This window comes from Arthrobacter sedimenti (assembly GCF_042652025.1).
In the GTDB taxonomy this organism is placed as follows: Bacteria; Actinomycetota; Actinomycetes; order Actinomycetales; family Micrococcaceae; genus Arthrobacter; species Arthrobacter sedimenti.
Genome location: NZ_JBHSDQ010000004.1, coordinates 156,456 through 174,473, shown reverse-complemented (window position 1 = coordinate 174,473; position 18,018 = coordinate 156,456). Strand labels below are relative to the sequence as shown.

18 protein-coding genes are annotated in these 18,018 nt (G+C 65.4%); 7 read left to right on the top strand and 11 right to left on the bottom strand.

The annotated features are described in order from the left end of the window. Positions 1 to 23: 23 nt before the first annotated feature. The gene (locus tag ACFO0G_RS11365; RefSeq protein WP_376977687.1) at positions 24 to 1,313 is read right to left on the bottom strand and encodes an MFS transporter; all 1,290 of its coding nucleotides are present in this window, start codon (positions 1,311 to 1,313) and stop codon (positions 24 to 26) included. A 92-nt stretch (positions 1,314 to 1,405) separates the two neighbouring features. Continuing rightward, positions 1,406 to 2,644, bottom strand: a complete 1,239-nt coding sequence (locus ACFO0G_RS11360) for a M20 metallopeptidase family protein (protein WP_376977991.1) — start codon at positions 2,642 to 2,644, stop codon at positions 1,406 to 1,408. 142 nt (positions 2,645 to 2,786) lie between these two features. Between ACFO0G_RS11360 and ACFO0G_RS11355 the strand changes: the two genes are divergently transcribed. Next, on the top strand, positions 2,787 to 3,806 hold the full coding sequence (locus ACFO0G_RS11355; protein WP_376977685.1) for an Lrp/AsnC family transcriptional regulator: 1,020 nt from the start codon (positions 2,787 to 2,789) through the stop codon (positions 3,804 to 3,806). 59 nt (positions 3,807 to 3,865) lie between these two features. On the opposite strand, the gene ACFO0G_RS11350 is transcribed toward ACFO0G_RS11355, so the two are convergent. Then, a complete protein-coding gene (locus ACFO0G_RS11350; protein ID WP_376977683.1) occupies positions 3,866 to 4,351 on the bottom strand; it encodes a hypothetical protein in 486 nt (161 codons plus the stop codon). A 312-nt stretch (positions 4,352 to 4,663) separates the two neighbouring features. Here ACFO0G_RS11350 and ACFO0G_RS11345 point away from each other — a divergent pair, with 312 nt between their 5' ends. The 3 genes from ACFO0G_RS11345 to ACFO0G_RS11335 all read left to right on the top strand — a co-directional run bounded on the left by ACFO0G_RS11345 (position 4,664) and on the right by ACFO0G_RS11335 (position 6,955). After that, complete coding sequence (locus ACFO0G_RS11345; protein WP_142132485.1) at positions 4,664 to 4,963, top strand: putative quinol monooxygenase; 300 nt, start codon at positions 4,664 to 4,666, stop codon at positions 4,961 to 4,963. Between the two features lie 103 nt (positions 4,964 to 5,066). After that, the gene (locus ACFO0G_RS11340) at positions 5,067 to 5,945 is read left to right on the top strand and encodes a Rieske (2Fe-2S) protein (RefSeq protein WP_286399550.1); all 879 of its coding nucleotides are present in this window, start codon (positions 5,067 to 5,069) and stop codon (positions 5,943 to 5,945) included. A 182-nt stretch (positions 5,946 to 6,127) separates the two neighbouring features. Further along, positions 6,128 to 6,955 (top strand): MBL fold metallo-hydrolase, encoded by an 828-nt coding sequence (locus ACFO0G_RS11335; protein ID WP_286404625.1) that lies wholly within the window; start codon positions 6,128 to 6,130, stop codon positions 6,953 to 6,955. A gap of 271 nt (positions 6,956 to 7,226) precedes the next feature. On the opposite strand, the gene ACFO0G_RS11330 is transcribed toward ACFO0G_RS11335, so the two are convergent. Both ACFO0G_RS11330 and ACFO0G_RS11325 read right to left on the bottom strand, forming a co-directional pair. Then, complete coding sequence (locus ACFO0G_RS11330) at positions 7,227 to 8,900, bottom strand: HNH endonuclease signature motif containing protein (protein WP_376977680.1); 1,674 nt, start codon at positions 8,898 to 8,900, stop codon at positions 7,227 to 7,229. 81 nt (positions 8,901 to 8,981) lie between these two features. Continuing rightward, positions 8,982 to 10,181 carry an N-acetylglucosamine-6-phosphate deacetylase gene (locus ACFO0G_RS11325; protein WP_376977678.1) on the bottom strand — a complete coding sequence of 400 codons (1,200 nt, stop codon included), beginning with the start codon at positions 10,179 to 10,181 and terminating at the stop codon, positions 8,982 to 8,984. Between the two features lie 145 nt (positions 10,182 to 10,326). On the opposite strand from ACFO0G_RS11325, the gene ACFO0G_RS11320 reads away from it, so the two are divergent. Continuing rightward, the gene (locus ACFO0G_RS11320; RefSeq protein ID WP_376977676.1) at positions 10,327 to 11,220 is read left to right on the top strand and encodes a hypothetical protein; all 894 of its coding nucleotides are present in this window, start codon (positions 10,327 to 10,329) and stop codon (positions 11,218 to 11,220) included. Positions 11,221 to 11,297: 77 nt separating this feature from the next. Here the strand turns inward: ACFO0G_RS11320 and ACFO0G_RS11315 are convergent, their stop codons facing one another. Further along, entirely contained in the window at positions 11,298 to 12,785 is a 1,488-nt protein-coding gene (locus tag ACFO0G_RS11315) for a cation:dicarboxylate symporter family transporter (protein WP_286399541.1), read from the bottom strand. Positions 12,786 to 12,892: 107 nt separating this feature from the next. After that, positions 12,893 to 13,477, bottom strand: coding sequence for a nucleoside/nucleotide kinase family protein (locus tag ACFO0G_RS11310; RefSeq protein WP_376977673.1), 585 nt, complete (start codon positions 13,475 to 13,477; stop codon positions 12,893 to 12,895). A 273-nt stretch (positions 13,478 to 13,750) separates the two neighbouring features. Between ACFO0G_RS11310 and ACFO0G_RS11305 the strand changes: the two genes are divergently transcribed. Then, on the top strand, positions 13,751 to 14,014 hold the full coding sequence (locus ACFO0G_RS11305) for a hypothetical protein (protein WP_286399538.1): 264 nt from the start codon (positions 13,751 to 13,753) through the stop codon (positions 14,012 to 14,014). A gap of 2 nt (positions 14,015 to 14,016) precedes the next feature. After that, the gene (locus ACFO0G_RS11300) at positions 14,017 to 14,949 is read left to right on the top strand and encodes a threonine/serine dehydratase (RefSeq protein ID WP_376977671.1); all 933 of its coding nucleotides are present in this window, start codon (positions 14,017 to 14,019) and stop codon (positions 14,947 to 14,949) included. Positions 14,950 to 15,006: 57 nt separating this feature from the next. Here ACFO0G_RS11300 and ACFO0G_RS11295 read toward each other — a convergent pair whose 3' ends face one another. The 4 genes from ACFO0G_RS11295 to hisC all read right to left on the bottom strand — a co-directional run bounded on the left by ACFO0G_RS11295 (position 15,007) and on the right by hisC (position 18,010). Further along, positions 15,007 to 15,357, bottom strand: coding sequence for a hypothetical protein (locus ACFO0G_RS11295; RefSeq protein WP_142132493.1), 351 nt, complete (start codon positions 15,355 to 15,357; stop codon positions 15,007 to 15,009). Between the two features lie 151 nt (positions 15,358 to 15,508). After that, on the bottom strand, positions 15,509 to 16,150 hold the full coding sequence (locus ACFO0G_RS11290; protein ID WP_376977669.1) for an NADPH-dependent F420 reductase: 642 nt from the start codon (positions 16,148 to 16,150) through the stop codon (positions 15,509 to 15,511). 70 nt (positions 16,151 to 16,220) lie between these two features. After that, complete coding sequence (locus ACFO0G_RS11285; RefSeq protein ID WP_376977667.1) at positions 16,221 to 16,910, bottom strand: YitT family protein; 690 nt, start codon at positions 16,908 to 16,910, stop codon at positions 16,221 to 16,223. Continuing rightward, the gene (gene hisC, locus ACFO0G_RS11280; protein WP_376977665.1) at positions 16,907 to 18,010 is read right to left on the bottom strand and encodes a histidinol-phosphate transaminase; all 1,104 of its coding nucleotides are present in this window, start codon (positions 18,008 to 18,010) and stop codon (positions 16,907 to 16,909) included. Before hisC ends, ACFO0G_RS11285 begins: the two co-directional genes overlap by 4 nt. Positions 18,011 to 18,018 lie beyond the last annotated feature (8 nt).

Genomic DNA, 18,018 nt, shown 5'->3' with positions numbered 1-18,018 from the left:
GGGACCTTTCGACGGGCCAAAGCCTAGTGCGTCAGGTCCTTGCCCTTGGTCTCGGGGATGGTGAAGACGAACGCCGCGCTGACCACGAGCAGCAGCACTGCGTACACGTTGAACACCTGCGGCGCGCCCAGCGAGGAGCCCAGCCACTGCTGCAGGTACGGTGCGGTGCCGCCGAACACTGCCACGCAGATGGAGTAGGGGACGCCCACGCCCACGGTGCGGATCGACGTCGGGAACAGTTCCGCGTACACGGCGGGGACGATGGCGGCGCTCGCGGCGATGAAAATCAGCATCACGGACATGCTCACGGCCAGCTGCCAGGCGGAGTCCTTCAGCAGCCAGGTCATGGGGAAGTGCAGCACCGCGGAGCCGATGGCGCCGGCCCAGAGGACCTTTTTGCGGCCGATCCGGTCGGACAGCTTGCCCCAGACCGGCAGCGCGGCAATGAACACGATGTTGGCCACAACGCCCGCCCACAGTGCTTCGCCCCGGTCGATCTTCAGTGCGGTGGTGGCGTAGCTGGGTGCCACCACACCCCAGATGTAGTAGATCACCGTCAGGCCCACCGTCAGCCCGATGACCTGCAGCGCCTGCTTACGGTAACGGACAATCTGCGGCCAGATCGCGGCGCGCTTCTCGGTGGCGGCCTCGCCCTGGAAGGCATCGGTTTCGTGCAGCCGGGACCGCATGATCAGGGCGTACAGGCCCATCGCGGCGCCGATCAGGAACGGCACGCGCCAACCCCATGCGTTCATCGCCTCGGTGCTCAGCGCCATGTTGAGCACGGCGCCCAGCAGTGTGCCGAACAGGATGCCCACCGTCCCGGACGTGTAGATCAGGGTGGCCCAGAAGCCCCTGTGCTCCTTGGGCGCCATCTCGGACAGATACGTTTGCGACGACGGCAGCTCACCGCCGTGCGCCAGGCCCTGCACCAGCCGGGCCGCCAGCAGCATCAGCGAGGCGAACGCGCCGACGCTGGCGAACGTGGGGGCGACACCGATCATCAGGCTGCCCAGCGAGGCGAGGCCCACGGCCAGGGTCATGGAGGACTTGCGGCCGATCCGGTCGCCGATCCAGCCAAAGAGGAAGCCGCCAAAGGGCCGGGCCACGAAACCGACGGCGAAGATCGCCAGGGTGGACAGCACTGCCGACGCCGGGTCCTCCTTGCTGAAGAGCTGGCTGGCGATGAAAGGGGTGAATGTGGCGTAGATGGCCCAGTCGTACCACTCGACGGCGTTGCCGATGCCGGTGCCGACGACAGTCTTGGCGGTGGACACGCGGCCCGTCCTGGGCTTGGTTGCTGCAACTGACATGGTCTTCTTCCTGGTCGGTTGGTCTGGAGGGGCAGCGGCGCTGCTGCCGGTTTGTTGGGCGGCGCTGTGCTCTTTTGGAGGCGCCGGGTTCTTTAGGAGGCGTTGGCGAGGGCGGCCAGCCGTGAAATGGCGAGTTCCGCATAGAGTGCGGCCCCGTCAGCCAGCACGCCGTCGTCGAACGTTGCGTACGGTGAGTGGTTGAACGGCGAGGTGTCGTGGTCATCGCCGGGGGCGACGGCGCTGAGCCCCACAAAGGTGCCGGGCACCTCGGCGAGCACGCGGGAGAAGTCCTCCGAGCCGCTCAGCGGGGTGGCCCAGCGGGCGAGGCGCCGCTCGCCGAAGAGTTTGGTGATCACCTTCTCTGCGGTGTGGGTTTCGTCCTCGCTGGTGATGGTGAGGGGGTACTCCTGGAGGTAGTCGACGGCGACCTCCACGCCGTGCGCGGCGGCGATCCCCTTGAGCAGGCGCGGTACCGCGTCCATCATCTTCAGGCGCGAGGCCTCGGAGAACGTCCGGATGGTCGCCTCGATGCGGGCCGATTCCGGGATGACGTTCCGCTTGGTGCCGGCGTGCAGCACGCCCACGGACAGGACCACAGGGTCGAATATGTTGAACTGCCGGGTGACCATTACCTGCAGGGCCGTCACCATCTCCGCGGCAACGGTGACGGGGTCCTTCGCGGAGTGCGGGGCGGAGCCGTGGCCGCCGGCGCCGAGCACTGTGACTTCCAGGCCGTCGGAGGCGCTGAGCATGACGCCGGGCTTGGTGCAGAACATGCCGTGCGGCTCGAGTGAGGAGAAGACATGCATGCCGTAGGCCGCGCTGACCCGGGTGCCCGCGGCATCCAGGACGCCTTCGCGGAGCATGTAGCTGGCGCCGTCGAAGCCTTCCTCGCCCGGCTGGAACATGAGGACGACGTCGCCGCTGAGCTGGTGCCTCTTCTCGGCCAGGAGGGTGGCGGCTCCGGCGAGCATGGAGGTGTGCAGGTCGTGGCCGCAGGCGTGCATTGCCCCATCGGCCCGGGAGGTGAAGTCCACTCCCGTCTTTTCCTGGACGGGCAATCCGTCCATGTCCGCGCGGAGGAGGACGGCAGGACGCTGCCCGTCGTCTGCTTCTGCCTTTTGCTTCCCACCACCCGTGTTTCCGCCGCGCAGGACTGCCGTGACCGACGTCGTCTCCTTGCCCAGCGTGATCTCGTACGGCAGCCCATCCAGCGCCTCAAGGACCTTCTCCTGGGTGCGCGGGAGGTGGAGCCCGATTTCCGGCTGGCGGTGAAGGTCGTGGCGAAGGCGGATCAGGTCTTCCTGCAGGTCTTGGGCGTCGTCTCTCATGGGCACGGGTAACTCCTTGGCAGTCGGCATCAGGGCTTGGGGACTATTCTGAAGTGGCGCAGTTCACATCTCCAGAAACCGCAGGAATTATCCTTCCGCCTGCCATTCCTGGCAGGATTCGTGCAACCAATAGGAGGACGCAGTGGAGCTCAGCGAGGACGATCTCGCCCTGATCCAGGTCCTGCAGGCCATCCCGAGGCTGGGCTGGGCCGATGCCGCAAAGGTCCTTGGCGTGCACGCCACCACCCTGGCCGCCCGCTGGGACCGCCTGACGTCAAACGGGGCAGCCTGGGTGACGGCGCACCTGGCGGGTGACCCGAAGCAGATGCTCCTGGCCTACGTGGCGGTGGACTGCGAGATGAACCTGCGGGACAGCGTCACGGCGGAACTGGCGGCCGTCCCCGAGATCGTCACGGTGGAGGAGGCAGCCAGCAACCGCGATTTGATGCTGACCGTCATCACCCGCTCCCTGGAGGAATTCAGTGCCAAAATCATCACCCGCCTGAAGGCCGTCGAGGGGCTCACCAAGTACCAGGTGGCGCTGTGCACCCGCCTGCACAGCAGCGGGGACGACTGGCGGCTGAACGTCCTGAGCCGTGCCCAGCTTGCCACCCTGCGGACGCTTGCTTCCCCGCCTGCGCCGGAGTCCGTGCAGGCCGCCCAGCTTCCGCAGAGCCACCTCGACCTTCTGCCTTTCCTGGCCCGGGACGGCCGGGCGACGGCAGCGGACATCGCCCGCTCCCTCGGCCGCCATCCGGCCACCGTCCAGCGACAGTTGAACCGGGTGCTGGCCAGCGGCATCCTGTCCTTCCGCTGCGAGATCGCCCAGGCCTACTCATCGTTTCCGGTGACCTGCCAGTGGTTCGTCAATGTCCCGGCCGGCCAGCATGACGCCGCTGCGGCCCAGATCCGCACCATCAGCAATGTCCGGTTGAGCGCCTCCACCACCGGTCCCACCAACTTTGTGATCATTATGTGGCTGCAGACCCTGGCCGATGTGATGTCCGCTGAGCTGGCGTTGCAGCAGAAGGTGCCGGGAATCGACATCGTGGAGAGCGCAGTGATGTTGCGGACGGTGAAGCGGGTGGGCTGGATGCTGAACGAAGACACGACGGCGAGTGGCGCCGTCGTCCATGCCGGAAACCCTGGTGCCGCCGACTGAAACGGCAAGTTCAGAGCCAGGGGCGTTGCCCTGGCTCTGAACTTGTGGCACTAAATCGCCTAAAGCCCGTGATGGTCCACTTCCACTACGGCGCTCTTCTCCCATGGCGTCCAGTCCGACCAATGGCCGCCGTGGTTCTCCACCCGGAACGACACGAGTTGGTAGACCTCTTCACCCTTGCGGTCGTGGTTGCGGACGTCGACATAGAAGTGGAGGGTCCTGGCGTCGTCATGGTGGCTGAACTCCTCCGTGACCTGCCGTTTGGCGAGCAGGTCGTCGTTGTGGCGAGGTCCGCGCTCGTCTTCATAGGCCCGCTGGCGGATCTCGACGGTCTTTGGGCCGTTGCAGTCCACGGTGATTCTGAAATCGACGTCGTTGCCGCGGACATCCTTTGGATCCAAGGGGTTCACGGTGCAGCCGTTGCGGCTTGTTTCCGCGTTGGCCGGCGCGGCCACTGCCAGGGAAACCCCGAGCAGGCCCAGTGACACCAACGGGACCAGGGCCCTCCGCGCCTTGGCTGGTCGGTTTGTTGCAGTGTTGGACATTTCTTGTTGCTCCTCAAAGGGTGTGATTCACCTTTGCGGGCAGCCTTCAGAACCGTCGCGAATAATGAGTATGTTGTGAAACCAGTGTGGCGGCCCCGGGCCTGCCCGTCCCATTTCAAACAGCTCACCCGCAAACGCGGGCGGCTTCGACTCCGGATTCGTCCGTCTGATGTTGATGCGGGTATCCGGTTTTTTAATCTTCCGCCGGCGTCTAGGGGCGGACTAGGGGAACGACTACCCTACTCGCGGGGTTTTGCCGTGGGTAGGGGGAGTGGCACTCCGTTTGTCGGGGCCTTGCCGCACACTGTTCCCATGACATTTGCGAATGTGGGAACTCTTGGTACCAAGCCGGGGCAGCGGGATGCCCTCGTTGCCATACTGCTTCGGCCCAAGCCGGGGATGAAGGAAGCCGGTTGCTTGCTCTATGAAGTGGGCATCAACGACGACGTGCCGGACACAGTGTTCGTTTCCGAACTCTGGGAATCCGCGGAGGCACACCAGGCCTCACTGCAACTCGACAGCACCCGCGCGGCGATCGCTGAGGCCATGCCGCTGCTGTCCGGGGAGATGGGTGGCCATCGGTTCACAGTTCTGGGCTCGCCGCTGCGGTGACTTTCGGTCTCCCCAACAAGCCGCTTTTCCTAAAAGTGCGTTTGGGATAAAACGGGGCGTTCCGTGACGACTGGATGGCACTGATCGGGGTAAGGGACGTCACATGAAACCGTTGCCTGCACTTGAGCTTGTCACCCGCCTCGAGGACGCCGAATGGCTTGACCCGCTGGCCAAGAGCGTCAGGAAAGTCGTCAAAAAGGTCATCAAACCGCAGTGGGCCCGCGACATCATGCACGGCGTTCCCATCGGCCACCCCGTGCACCCCCTTGCCGTCCAGGTCCCGATCGGTGCCTGGGTGTCAGCCGGCGTGCTCGACGCGGTTCCAGGCGCTGAAAAAGCGGCCAGGCTGTTGATCGGAGTAGGCACCGCCAGCGTGCTTCCGTCGGCGCTCGCCGGCTTCACGGACTGGTCGCAGCTGCACCCGCAGCAGCAGCGGGTAGGCCTGGTGCATGCGGCGGCCAACGTAACCGCAACCAGCCTTTACATCGCGTCGCTTGTCCAAAGGGCCAGGGGCAGCGAAGGCAGCGGCAAGGTCCTTGCCTATATTGGACTTGCCGCAGTCGGCACCGGCGGTTTCCTCGGCGGCCACCTGTCTTATCGCCAGGCCGCGGGCGTGAACCACAGCGAGGAAATCCCGCACCGGTTCCCGGCCGGCTGGCATCCGCTGGCACCGTTGGTGGAACTGCCCGAGGGTGGCCTGCACAAGCGCGAGGTGGCCGGTATTCCGCTGCTGGTGCACCGCGAGGGCGACACCGTTAACGTATTGTCTGATGTCTGCAGCCACCTTTCCGGACCGCTTCACGAAGGCAAGATCAAGGACGACGGCGGGGACCCGTGCGTCGTCTGCCCATGGCACCGGAGCACCTTCTCGCTGCGCACCGGAGAGGTGAAGGCCGGGCCGGCAACTTCCCGGCAGCCCCTTTTCGAGACGCGCGTCAGTGGGGAGCTTGTGGAGGTGTGCCTGCCCGGGGCGGACGGTTAGAAAGGCCATTCGGCCCTACTGGGCAAGGTAGGACCGCGGAAAACTGGGTGCATGCGAGGTCCAGTGGTGCAACCGTCCGGCCGGTCCCCGCTGCAGTGCACCGGCATATCCCGTGCGCGTGGATCTTTTGCACGTCTGTGCGCCGCACACCCCCTTTCTTCCAGCGGTGTGATGCCACGGTGATGCGGGTTTCGGAACCGCGGGAGATTGCCTCCGGCGTGGTGCTCATGACTGCCGGCAGCGGGCCTAGGGCAGCAAACCTCTACCTTGTCCGTTCGGGCTCCGGCTGGGTGATGATTGACTGCGGGTGGGCTGGCAGTGCGAGGCCTCTTCTCGATGCGGTGGAGAAGATGCTCGGACCCGGGAATGCGCCGGCTGCCATCTTCCTGACACATATCCATCCGGACCACTCAGGTGCCGCCGGTGTACTGGCGCGCTCTTGGGGCATCCCGGTGTATGTCCATCAGGCCGAACTGCCCATGGCTGCCGGACGCTACATTCCCGAATTTTCCATGCCGATGGACCGCTGGCTGGTGGCCCCGTTCCTGTGGTCATTGCCCACACGTGCCCGTCGACGCCTGGAAGCGGCAAACGACATCACTGACGTCGTGCAAAGTCTTCCGCTCAGCGGGGAAGTCCCCGGTCTGCCAGATTGGGTTGCCGTTCCGGCCCCTGGGCACACACCCGGACACGTCGCCTACTGGCGCTCCAAAGACGGCGTCCTGATGACGGGCGATGCGGTGGTGACGGTGAACTTGAACTCGCTGCGCGGAGTCCTGCTGGGATCGCCGGACCTGTCCGGTCCGCCCTGGTACACCACCTGGAACTGGAAGACCTCCATGGATACCGTTTCGCGACTGGCTGAGTTGGGCCCCCGGGTGCTGGCGCCTGGACATGGGCAGCCCCTTGCGATGGGGGTCGTTCCCCGGCTCCGCGCTGTCGCGACGAAGGAGCAGGCACAACGGCTGGCACTTCGACGCCGCACCGGCGGAGCGCCGAAAGCTGCATAACTCGGAGCACCCCAGGCTGCGGGTTGGGAGCTGCATAAGCCGGAGTATCCAGGGCTGCCGATTGAGAGCTGCATAAGCCGGAGCATCCAGGGCTGCCGATTGAGAGCTGCCGTGGGGGAGCGTCGCGGTGACCTGCTGGGAAGCGCAAGGACGCTGCTATCTACGCAGGGCAGCCTGGCTTGGGCAGGGCAGGGCAGGGCAGGGCAGGACACTGCCATCTACTCAGGTCAGCATCACTTGGGCAGAGCAGCGCTACTTACGCGGGGCGGCATCACCCGGATGGTACGAGCGGCGTTGCGAGGAGTTCGGCCCAGAGGGGATCGTCCGGTGAGAGGTCGTCGGGGTCGATGAGTGAGTCGTCGTCGGGTTCCCATGGTGGGAGGTCTTCCGGGCCGGCGTCTACACACCGGGCATCTGCGCACCCCGCATCGAGGCACTGGCCTTTGGTGGGCATCAGCCATTGCGGCCAGTGTGGTGGTTCGGGGTCTGGGTGTTCGGGTTTGTAGTGGCGGCCGGTGGGTGAGGTCCAGCCGGGTGGGTCATTGTTGGTGGCTGGGTCTGGTGTCCATTGGCTGTGGTGTTTGAGCCGGTGGTGCTTGGGGCAGAGCTGCGCCAGGTTGCTGACATCAGTACTGCCGCCGTGTTGCCAGGCTTGGAGGTGGTCGGTTTCGTTGTCCGGGGTGCGGTTGGTGCAGCCGGGGAAGGTGCATTTGGCGTCGCGCATCCTGATCCAGCGTTTGATGGACTCGGGAAGCCGGTAGTTCCTCCTCCCGATCTCCAGCGGTGCCCCGTCCCTGGGGTCGACCAGGACCCGGTAGAAGGACTCCGCCCCGTCCGCGACGAGTTTGCGTGCCATCGAGGCCGGGATCGGTCCCACCCCGTCCAGTACTGCCGGCTCATCCGTCGCACCCAGCAGGGAGAACACCGGCACCATGACCAGGACATCGGCCCGCGGGGCGGGTACCTTGCCGATCTCCCGGACGGGCCGCGAACCGGCAGCGGTGCCGGTCCCGTCGTCGTTACCGGTTCCTTCATCGTTGCTGACCGGCTCGGTTGCTGCGGCGGTGGTGTTGCGGTTGGTCTCCATGGCGTTGCCGGTGCCGAGGAGCAGGGATGCTGCGATGTCGGGGCGGAGTTGGGTGATGGTGCGTGGTTCGTCGGGGCCTTGGAGTCCGCGGGCGGTGGCGGTGGTGCGGTTCCAGATGGCGCAGGCGGTGTCGCCAGGGAGGTGGAGGGAGATCCAGGCCATGCCGTCGCGGTCGAGGGTGTATTCCATGCGCCGGTCGGCAAAACCTTTGGCGTGGCGTCTTTCGATGGATTCGGGGTGGTGGCGTTCACGCCAGCCACGGACCTTGGCCCGGAACCGGGACGGGACGAGTTCACCCGGGGCTGCCCCGCGGGCGGCGTTGGGTGCGTCGGGGTCGAAGAAGTGCGCCACGAGCCCGGCAGCACCGGCGGGGTCGAGGCCTTCGGTTTCGTCGGCGATGACCTTGGCGTGCTGCCAGGACATGTCACCGGCGGCCAGGGCCTCGAACACGGGCGGGAGGGAGCAAACCTTCCGGGACTGTTCCAGGAACGCACCGGCCGCGGCGGAGCTGATGGTCAGGACCCCGGCGATCTCCTCCACCACGGACATCTCCGCGTAGGTGCGGTCGTGCAGGGACGCGTCCGGCGGTGTCATGGCCTGCTGAAACCCGACGGCCTCGGCTGAGTCCCGTGCCTTCATCGGGGCGAGTTGCGCCTCCAGGCGTGCCGTGACCTCCAGGCGTTCCAGCCGGATCTCGTACCGCCGCTGCAAGACATCAACACCGGAACCAACAGCAGCACCCGAACCAACAGCAGTGCCGGAGGCCAGGAAAGCATCTTCACGGTCCAGGGCATCAAGGGCACCCACAGAGGCATGAATACCCTCTGCACCTGCCCCAACACCGCTGCTGATTCCCATACAAGCATCATCTAACAGGGGTCTGACAATTTGAGGTCGGAGGCAGCAAGGGAGCGGGCAGCTACGTGGCAGGACATGCACTCATCCGGCCTCGTGCACCCACTCACCACGGCGCAGCACCCCAGCCAGCTGCAGATCCTGGCCAAGAATTACGATGTCTGCAGGCATCCCGGGGCGCAGGTCCCCTGCTTTCGTCGAAAGGCCCAGTACGGATGCCGGGACGGCGGACGCGGACGTCACGGCATCCTGGAGGGGAACACCAGCAGCGACGGTAGCCCGGACGACGTCCAATAATGTGGCGGTACCGCCGGCGATGGCACCCGTACCATCCACCCGCGCCACCCCGCCGCTCACGGTTACCGAGAGCGACCCCAAGCGATACTGGCCATCCTCCAAACCCGTAGCGGCCATCGCATCGGTCACCAGTGCAATGTTGTCCGCTCCGACAAGGTCAAAGACAAGCTTCACCGTCTCCGGTGCCAGGTGCACGCCGTCTCCGATCAGCTCCACCACTGCCATGCCGGCCCGTGCCGCGCTGAGGCTGGCCGAGACGGGCCCGGGGGAGCGGTGGTGCAGCGGAGGCATCGCATTGAAAAGGTGCGTCACCGTGGGCCGGATCCTGCCGTGGCTATCAGCCGCAGAGCGCAACCCGGCGGCCGCGCGCTCAAGGAAGGCCGCCGCTGTCATATGTTCCGCAGCGGTGTGGCCCAGGGACGGGACGATGCCGAGTGCACTGAGCTGATCCACCAGGTCGGAGGTGCCCGGGAGTTCTGCCGCCAGCGTCATGGACACGAGGGAGGGTCCTGCCGCCTCCAGTAGTTCGGTTACCAACGCCGGATCGGGATTGATCAGCAGGTCAGGGTCGTGGGCGCCGCACTGTTGCCTCGAGAGGAAAGGGCCTTCCAGATGGGAGCCGGCAACCAAGCCCTGCTCGGCCAGTTCCTTGAGCATCCCGAGGTTACGGATCAGGTCCGGTTGTGTCCCGGTCACCACACTGGCCAGCAGGGTGGTGGTGCCGCGGCTGTGCAGGTATCGGGCCGCTCGGGACGCACCGTCCAGGTCGCCCTCTGAAAAGTCTGAACCGTAGGCGCCGTGGCAGTGCAGGTCCACCAGTCCTGGTACAAAAATTTGGCCGCCAGGCCCCTTTTCCGGAAGAACCCCCGGAAAATCCGGCGCCGGCCCGGCGAAGGTAACCAGGCCGCCGTCGACCGTTACAACCCCGTCCGGTAAGTCCATGGTGGCGGTGACAATCCGTCCGCGGAGGGTCAATTCGCTGTTCACGTTCCACCCGCCTTCCGCCTCGGATTATTCCACAGGGGCCAAACGAGAACCCGGCCAAAGTCGCGCCGCGTTATTTCACACTCCTGATGGGAACATCTACAGTGGAAGTTACTAAGCATGCTGTCTATTTCGGAGGGTGAACCTAATGCGAAAAGTCTCTGCGCTTGGAGTGGTTGCTGCGGCGATGCTGGCGTTGGCCGGCTGCTCGGGAGGAGGCAGCGGTACCGCCAGCCCGTCGGGCACGGCAAGCACGTCGGCTTCGGCGTCGGCCTCTGCCAGCAAGACGGCGGACGCCAAGGTGTATTCGGAAGACCAACTCCGCGACCTCATCTCCGGAATGAAGGACGCGGACGGCAACGAACTCAAGCTGTACTCCAAGGATCAGGTGGCCCAGGGCGGCAACATCGCCAACCTGCTCATGAGCACGGCGACCATTGATCCCAAGGACTGCAAGGACATCGCCACCGCCGGCCTGCTGGACAAGGTGGAGAACGGGGACGTAGCCGTGGCGCTTTCCGAAGGCAACCAGCCGCGTACCCTGTCCGCCCAGTCCGGCAGCGACGGCCCCGACGCCGTCAAGACCCTGACCGACATCAGCGACAAGATGGATCAGTGCGCCAAGTTCTCCGTCTCCGCGCTGGGGCAGAAGTATGACGTTTCCAGCGAGGAACTGCAGGCTGACACGGACGCGGAGAAGACCTTCGCCACCGTCAGTACCCGCAGCGGTGACAACCAGCAGAAGCTGATGCAGGTATCCGCTGCCCAGGGTCGCCTGCTGGTGGTCGCCACCAAGAGCGGCTCCGACCTGGGCGACAAGGACCAGAAGGAACTTGAGGGCCTCATTAACGACGTCCTGAAGAAGGCCGAGAGCGGCGGCGCAACGTCCAGCGCTACCTCCACCTCCAGCAGCTCGTCCGGTTCGGGAAGCATGTCCTCGCCGAGCAGCTCAGCCTCGTCGACAGCCTCGCCGACTTCTTCGTCGACGATGTCCTCCGGTACTGGCGCCTCGTCGTCGGCCTCGCCGACTGCTTCGCGGTAGCAGGCAACTTTCCAGCATAAAACGAATGCGGGCCGGGACCTTGGGGTCCCGGCCCGCATCCTTTGCGTGGGCAGGCGCTATTTGGCTTTGCCGCCAAGCCTGACGCTGGCGCCGGTATCGACCGGAAGTTCGGCAACAACGTCGCGTGTGGGTGCTCCGCTAAACCTGGGTGATGGTTCCTGTCCCTCCGTCAGCCGCTGCAGCTCCTGGCCCTCGAAATCCTCTTCCTTGCCGAGCAGGATCGCAGAGTCGTGGTTGGTGATCTCACCGTTGAAGGCGCGGACCATGACGCTGCGGTCGAACTGGCCTTCCCACTTGGAAACGATGAAGGTAGCCACGCAGTTGCCGAGCAGGTTGACTACCACGCGCATCGAGTCCATGAGCCGGTCGGCTCCGAGGAGGAGCGCGACGCCGGCAACCGGGAAGATCCCGAGTGCTGCGGCGGTAGCCGAGAGGGCGAGGAATGACGAGCCCGGGACCCCTGCCATGCCCTTGGACGTCAGCAGCAGCACTCCGAGTGCCGCCAACTGCTGGCCCAGGTCAAGATGGTGCCCGAAGGCCTGTGCCAGGAACAGCAGCGAGATCGAAAGGTAGATCGCTGCGCCATCGAGGTTGAAGGAGTAGCCAGTGGGGACCACCAGGCCCGTCGTGGCCCTGGAGCAGCCGGCGTTGGTCAGCTTGGTCATGATCCTGGGCATCACCGCTTCTGTTGAGGCAGTGCCCAGGGCCAGGAGGAATTCCTCCCGGGTGTACTTGAGGAACTGCCACAGCGGCACCCGGGCGAAACTCCATGCCACAACGAACAGCAGGCCGATGAAGATAATTGCAGCGCCATAGCAGGCCGCGATCAGGACTGCGTAGGTGCTCAAGGTATCCAAACCGTACTGGCCGATGATGAATGCCATGGCCCCGAACGCGCCGAGCGGTGCGACTTTCATGATCCAAGCCATGATCTTGAAGATCAGTTCCAGGACCGTTTCCATGACGTTGATGACCGGCAGGCACTTCTCGCGGCCGATCACGACGATCGCGGCACCGAAGAAGACAGAGAAGAAGAGGACCTGCAGGAGGCTGTTGCTGGCAAACGCCCCGATGACGCTGGCCGGGATGATATCGAGAATGAAGGAAGCGGCATCCTTGGGGGCCGCGGAGCCGGTTTTTGCGTCCAGGTCTGCTTGGGACAGTGTTGACGGGTCAATGTTCAGGCCGGCACCGGGCTGGACGATATTTCCCACAATCAGTCCAAAGACCAGGGCAAACAGTGTTGCTGCCGTGAAGTAGAGCAGGGCCTTGACCCCCACCCTTCCAACCGCTTTGACGTCGCCGACGGCTGAAATTCCGGTAACGATCACCAGGAAGATCAACGGCGCGATGATCATCTTGATGAGTTTGATGAAGCCATCTCCGAGCGGCCTCAGTTGGGATCCGAGGTCCGGCCAGAAATGCCCGATGAGGACACCTGCCACGACGGCGATCAGAATCTGGAAGAAGAGCGACTTGTGCAGCGGCTTCCTCTTCGCGGGCACCGAACTCGCCTTCAGTGCCTCAGGGGTGGGGATCTTCATTGACCTTTGCCTATCAATTGGGAACAGCCCGTTCGCGGGGCCGTTTCCAAAGTAATCCTCGTCACACTATTCCGCAAGAGGAAAACCTAATTCCGCAATGCGGAACGCTAATGGGGCTTTGTGACCGCTACGCCGGCGAGCCACCTGTCCATCTCCGCCGCAACCTCGACCGCCGTACGCGACGCATCGATTCGCAAAAATGCCGCGTACTCCGGCAGTTCCCGGTACCCCCTGTTGAAGGCCGCGAGGTCATCAAGGGTCTCGGAATCGGTTCCCCGGGCACTGATCCGGCGGTGCGCTTCGGCGTGGTCCAGATCCAGGTGAAGGATGGCGTCCGGCTGCGGCAGGCGGGCCAACAACCAGGGAAGGAACCGTCCCCGGGGCAGCCCTTTCGCGCGCCGCAGTGCCAGCTGGCAGTGAAGGTGGCGGTCCATGACCACCAATCCGTCGAACCGGGTGGCGCGGAGGTGCGAGAGCAGCACGTTGCCCACCCGGAGGACTGTTTCGACGGCGTCAGCCAGCCGCGCGGGCAGCCGCACTCCGAGCCTGCCCGCCGCCAAGGACATGACCCGCCGGCCTGCGTGGTTGCTTACCAGCAGGGCCCGGCCGCCCCGGGCCCGCACCGATGCAACCAGGGACCGTGCCGCCGTCGACTTTCCCGACCCGTCAATGCCCGTCAGCACAATGATCATCCGGCCTCCTTCCGCCGCTCTGTTAACGCTTGAGCCGGACGCAGCGTCCCGGCTGGAGCGCGATTGCAGGCCCAAACCAGGATGTGCGCGCAGTGGGGTGGAAGCGAGGCAGCCTGGGACCAGTGACCGGGCCCGGGAGGAAATTGCGGTCCATGCGAAGCAATCGGAAAGACCCGCCGCCTGCATCCAGACCGTAGGCTGGAGGCTTGGCCGGGATTGCCCGGCTGAACATCAGGATCCAAAACAGGCAGTTCCCAGGTGAAAGGCAGGACCATGACCATTTCCAGCGACGATCCCCAGAACACCGCAGACCTCCGCGGGCCGGGCGACCCGGACGAGGCCAAGGACCAGGCCACGAAGGCACCCACATCCGGCCAGCACCTGGAACAGCCGGGCGCGGGAAACATCCGGGAGGAACAGCAGGCCCATGCCGCCGGAACGGTACCGGCGTCCTATGTGGGTGGTGAAGAAGCAGCGCGGGAACCCGAGCCGGAAGACGCCCTCAAGGATCAGGGAACCTGGGACGACGAAGTCTAGGCATGATCAGCCACGCCGATATCGATCAGGCAGCCCGCCGGACGGCAGGCCTGATCCGCAGGACACCCGTGATGCAGGCAGACCCCGGAGTGTTCAACGGCCAGGTCTGGTTCAAGTGTGAGTTCATGCAGCACACCGGCACCTTCAAGGCCAGGGGCGCCGTTAACCGCATCCTGGCCAGCAAGGAGCGCGGGGAGCTGCGAACCGACGTGGGAATCGTGGTGGCTTCCGGCGGAAACGCCGGACTGGCCAACGCCTATGCCGCGAAACAGCTCGGGGTGCCGGCCACCGTGTTCGTTCCCGAAGCCGCGCCGGCCGTTAAAGTTGCCAAACTCAAGGCCATCGGAGCCGAGGTGGTCCAGGGCGGCGCCGAGTACGCAGCCGCCTACCAGGCCGCCGTGGCCCACGCAGGGGAAACCGGCGCGGTGTACTGCCACGCCTATGACCAGCCGGAAATCGCGGCCGGTGCCGGAACCGTGGGCTCCGAGCTGCTGGAACAGCTGCCGGATGTCGATACGGTCCTGGTGGCCACGGGCGGAGGCGGGCTGATGGCGGGAGTGGCGGCCGCCGTCGAAGGTTCCGCCAAAGTGGTGGCCGTGGAACCGGAAGGTGCGCCCACCCTGCACGCCGCCCTTGCTGCCGGCGAACCGGTGGACGTGGCTATATCCGGCGTTGCCGCGGACTCCCTGGGTGCCCGCCGCGTAGGCGACATCGGCTTCTCCGTCGCGGTCCGCTGCGGCGTCGTCAGCGTCCTGGTAACGGACGCGGACACCATCAAAGCACGTTCCGCACTCTGGAACGACTACCGCATCGTGGTGGAACACGGGGCGGCAGCCGCCTACGCTGCGCTGCTCTCCGGAGCGTACGTGCCGGCGGAAGATGAACGCGTTGCCGTCATTCTGTGCGGCGCCAACACTGACCCTGCAACGCTTTAGGCCACTGCCAAAAGGACCGGCCACCTGGACAGGGGGCCGGTCCTTTCATCCAAGCGTTTAGCCGCCCGCCTGGCCGCAGAACTTGCTGTAGGTTGCCCCGGCTTCCTGGTAGCCGGACTGGAGACCGGCCAGCTTGTCCTTGTCCGGGTTCTCCTTGGCCTGCTCGTCCGTGTACGCCAGGATCGAGGCGAGGGCGGGCTTGAGGTCGTCAGATGCCACCGCGTGGATGGGGCGGATCTGGTTGGCGAGGTTGTTCATGCCCGTCTTGCCGGCGTTGTTGGCGGGATTCGACACAACGGCCTGGATCCGCTCGCAGGTTTCAGCGGTGGTCAGTTGATGGGTGGCGGTGCAGGCCGTGGCGGAAGCAACGAGGCCGGCGGCAAACAGGGCTGTGGCGAATTTCTTCATGGGTCCCTCGGTAGTGGTCAGAGGTTTCGATTGTAAGCAGATTGGGTACCCCCGTGCCTTCGCGGTGCTGGATTCGGCCCGAAATTAGCGCCGCTTAAAACACAACTGGCCGGCAGCGGGAGCTGCCAGCCAGTCTTTGTATGGGAACGAATCAGATGGTCCGCGGCGCCTTGGCCAGGTTGTCCTTCAGCTCCGTGGCGTTCTGCCGTGCCACATAAGCCGGGCGGTCGCGCTCCACGCGCCAGCTCTCGGAGAGCGGGCCAACGTTGACGGTGTCAAAACCGAATTCGTCGTACAGGCGGGTTACCAGTTCGGCCGCGTCAGGGTGGTCACTGGCGGTGGCAAGGGCGCGCCGGTTCTCCGTGCCGGCCGGAGTTCCGTCAGTGGTGATGTCCTTGGCCATGATGTGGTTGAAGCCCTTGGCCACCTTGGACTGGGGGAGGTGTTCCTGCAGCATTCCCGAGGTGGTGGCCTCGCCGTTGTCCAGGGCCGGAATGCGGCCGTCCCGCTCCCAGTAATAGTTGTTCGTATCGATCACAATCTTGCCGGCCAGCGGCTCCACCGGGACGTCCTTGTAGTTCTTCAGCGGCACCGTGACCATCGCAAAGTCGCCGGCTGCTGCCGCTTCCGCTGACGTGGCCGCCCGGGCCTTCGGGCCGAGCTCAGCCACCAGGTCCTGGAGGGTTTCCGGCCCCCGTGAGTTGCTGATGACCACGTCGTAGCCCAGTTCCACGGCCTTCCGTGCAACCTGGCTTCCAATATGTCCTGCACCGATGATTCCGATTGTCGTCATATAGGCGCCAACACCGCCCCCTGCCAAGATATTTCAGCCGGTCCAGGGGAATAAAAGGCCAGGCAGGTGTCTACTTTCCGAGGTAGCGCCCCGGCCGATGGTTCAGCGCGAGAATGAGGTTCAGGAGGGTGGCGCCTGCAGCGGACATCAGCACCATCAACGGCGACACGAGGACGAGAGAAGCCAGGACGATGACCACGTCCAGCACCATCTGCACATAGCCGGCCCGCCATTTCAGCTTCTCCTGCAGCAGCAGGGCCAGGATGTTGAACCCGCCCAGGCTGGACTGGTGCCGGAACAGGATCAGCAGGCCGACGCCGGCGAGCAGGTTTCCACCCAGCACCCCATACGTGGGGTCGATGTGCAGTGACCCCAGGGCCGCCGGATGCAGGCTGGCCATCAGGGACACCAGGGCAATTGCCGCGCCGGTGCGGAGGGCGAAGTTCCAGCCTTTCTTCCACACCGCCAGCACGAAGAACGGCAGGTTGACGGAGAAGAAGATGACGCCAAAGGGCAGCGCCACCGAATAGCTGAGCAGCAGCGCCAGCCCGGCCGTGCCGCCGGTGACGGCGCCGCTCGACTTGAGCAGGAACAGCCCCAGCGATGCGGCGAACGTGCCGGTCAGGATGCCCAGGACATCCTCAACCACGGAGTGGCGGACGGCCGACGGCGGCGCGGAACTTGCCGCCGTCGGCTCTTCCAGGTGCCGGGCCGGGTCAGCGACGGTTGAGTCAGTTGGAAGTTTCGTGGAGGTGCTCATCGGGACACAAACCTCTTGCGGTCGGCCAGGACCGCCAGCACGCGGTCGTTGGTGGCTTTGTCAGCCAACGTGATCCGGACGCCGTCAACGGCATAACCGCGGGCCAGGATGTCGGCGCCGGACAGTGCGTCCAGGAGCTGTTCCCGCAGTTCGTCGGAGGCACGGAGCCAGTAGAAGTTGGCCTGGCTGTCCGGCACGTCCCAGCCGTAGCCGCGGAGGGCCCCGATCACCCGGGTGCGTTCCTGCGCCACTGCCTCGGTCCGCTCCAGGACCTCGTCACCGGCAGCGAGCGAGGCAACCGCGGCGGCCTGCGCCATGCGGTTCACGCCAAACGGAACTGCCGTGCGCCGAAGGCCCTCTGCGATGTCCGGCCGGGCAATGGCGTAGCCGATACGCAGCCCCGCCAGCCCGTACGCCTTGGAGAAGGTGCGCAGGATGCAGAGGTTGGGGTGGCGGCGGTAGAAGTCCAGCGAGTCCACGCCGGGCCCGCGCTGGAACTCGACATACGCCTCGTCCAGCACCACCAGGACCCGCGGGGGCACGGACTGCAGGAACTCTTCCAGCGCCTCCGCGCTGATGGACACTCCGGTGGGGTTGTTCGGCGAGCACAGGATCACCAGCCGGGTGCGCTCGGTGATGGCGGCTGCCATGGCCGGAAGGTCGTGGTGTTCGTTGGCCAGTAGCGGCACCGGCACCGATACGGCTCCGGCCACCGCCACCAGGATGGGGTAGGCCTCGAAGGACCGCCAGGCGTAGACCACCTCGTCCCCGTGCCCGCAGACGGCCGAAATGATCTGCTGCAGCACCCCTGAGCTTCCCGGGCCGGCGGCAATTTCGTCAGGGCTGACGCCGAAGTGCGCGGCGATGGCTTCACGCGCCTCCACCGCGCCCATGCTGGGGTACCGGTGGATCCGGTCCGCCTCCGCCGAAATCGCCTTGATGACGGACGGCAGGGGAGGGAAGTGGCTTTCGTTCGACGCAAGGGCGGCGGTCAGGTCAGACTGCGCGCTCTTGCCGGCCACGTAGGCAGGGAGTTGGGCGACGGCGGCGCGGACCTCGGGCGCCGCGGCTTCGGTAAGGGTGCTGGTCATGGACAGCATGGTGCGGG

Bases quoted from the DNA above. Each gene is read 5' to 3' on its own strand.
- ACFO0G_RS11315 (WP_286399541.1), bottom strand. From the start codon at position 12,785: ATGAAGATCCCCACCCCTGAGGCACTGAAGGCGAGTTCGGTGCCCGCG.
- ACFO0G_RS11340 (WP_286399550.1), top strand. From the start codon at position 5,067: ATGAAACCGTTGCCTGCACTTGAGCTTGTCACCCGCCTCGAGGACGCC.
- ACFO0G_RS11320 (WP_376977676.1), top strand. From the start codon at position 10,327: ATGCGAAAAGTCTCTGCGCTTGGAGTGGTTGCTGCGGCGATGCTGGCG.
- ACFO0G_RS11285 (WP_376977667.1), bottom strand. From the start codon at position 16,910: ATGAGCACCTCCACGAAACTTCCAACTGACTCAACCGTCGCTGACCCG.
- ACFO0G_RS11300 (WP_376977671.1), top strand. From the start codon at position 14,017: ATGATCAGCCACGCCGATATCGATCAGGCAGCCCGCCGGACGGCAGGC.
- ACFO0G_RS11345 (WP_142132485.1), top strand. From the start codon at position 4,664: ATGACATTTGCGAATGTGGGAACTCTTGGTACCAAGCCGGGGCAGCGG.
- ACFO0G_RS11360 (WP_376977991.1), bottom strand. From the start codon at position 2,644: ATGAGAGACGACGCCCAAGACCTGCAGGAAGACCTGATCCGCCTTCGC.
- hisC (WP_376977665.1), bottom strand. From the start codon at position 18,010: ATGCTGTCCATGACCAGCACCCTTACCGAAGCCGCGGCGCCCGAGGTC.
- ACFO0G_RS11350 (WP_376977683.1), bottom strand. From the start codon at position 4,351: ATGTCCAACACTGCAACAAACCGACCAGCCAAGGCGCGGAGGGCCCTG.
- ACFO0G_RS11305 (WP_286399538.1), top strand. From the start codon at position 13,751: ATGACCATTTCCAGCGACGATCCCCAGAACACCGCAGACCTCCGCGGG.
- ACFO0G_RS11310 (WP_376977673.1), bottom strand. From the start codon at position 13,477: ATGATCATTGTGCTGACGGGCATTGACGGGTCGGGAAAGTCGACGGCG.
- ACFO0G_RS11365 (WP_376977687.1), bottom strand. From the start codon at position 1,313: ATGTCAGTTGCAGCAACCAAGCCCAGGACGGGCCGCGTGTCCACCGCC.
- ACFO0G_RS11290 (WP_376977669.1), bottom strand. From the start codon at position 16,150: ATGACGACAATCGGAATCATCGGTGCAGGACATATTGGAAGCCAGGTT.
- ACFO0G_RS11335 (WP_286404625.1), top strand. From the start codon at position 6,128: ATGCGGGTTTCGGAACCGCGGGAGATTGCCTCCGGCGTGGTGCTCATG.
- ACFO0G_RS11330 (WP_376977680.1), bottom strand. From the start codon at position 8,900: ATGGGAATCAGCAGCGGTGTTGGGGCAGGTGCAGAGGGTATTCATGCC.
- ACFO0G_RS11295 (WP_142132493.1), bottom strand. From the start codon at position 15,357: ATGAAGAAATTCGCCACAGCCCTGTTTGCCGCCGGCCTCGTTGCTTCC.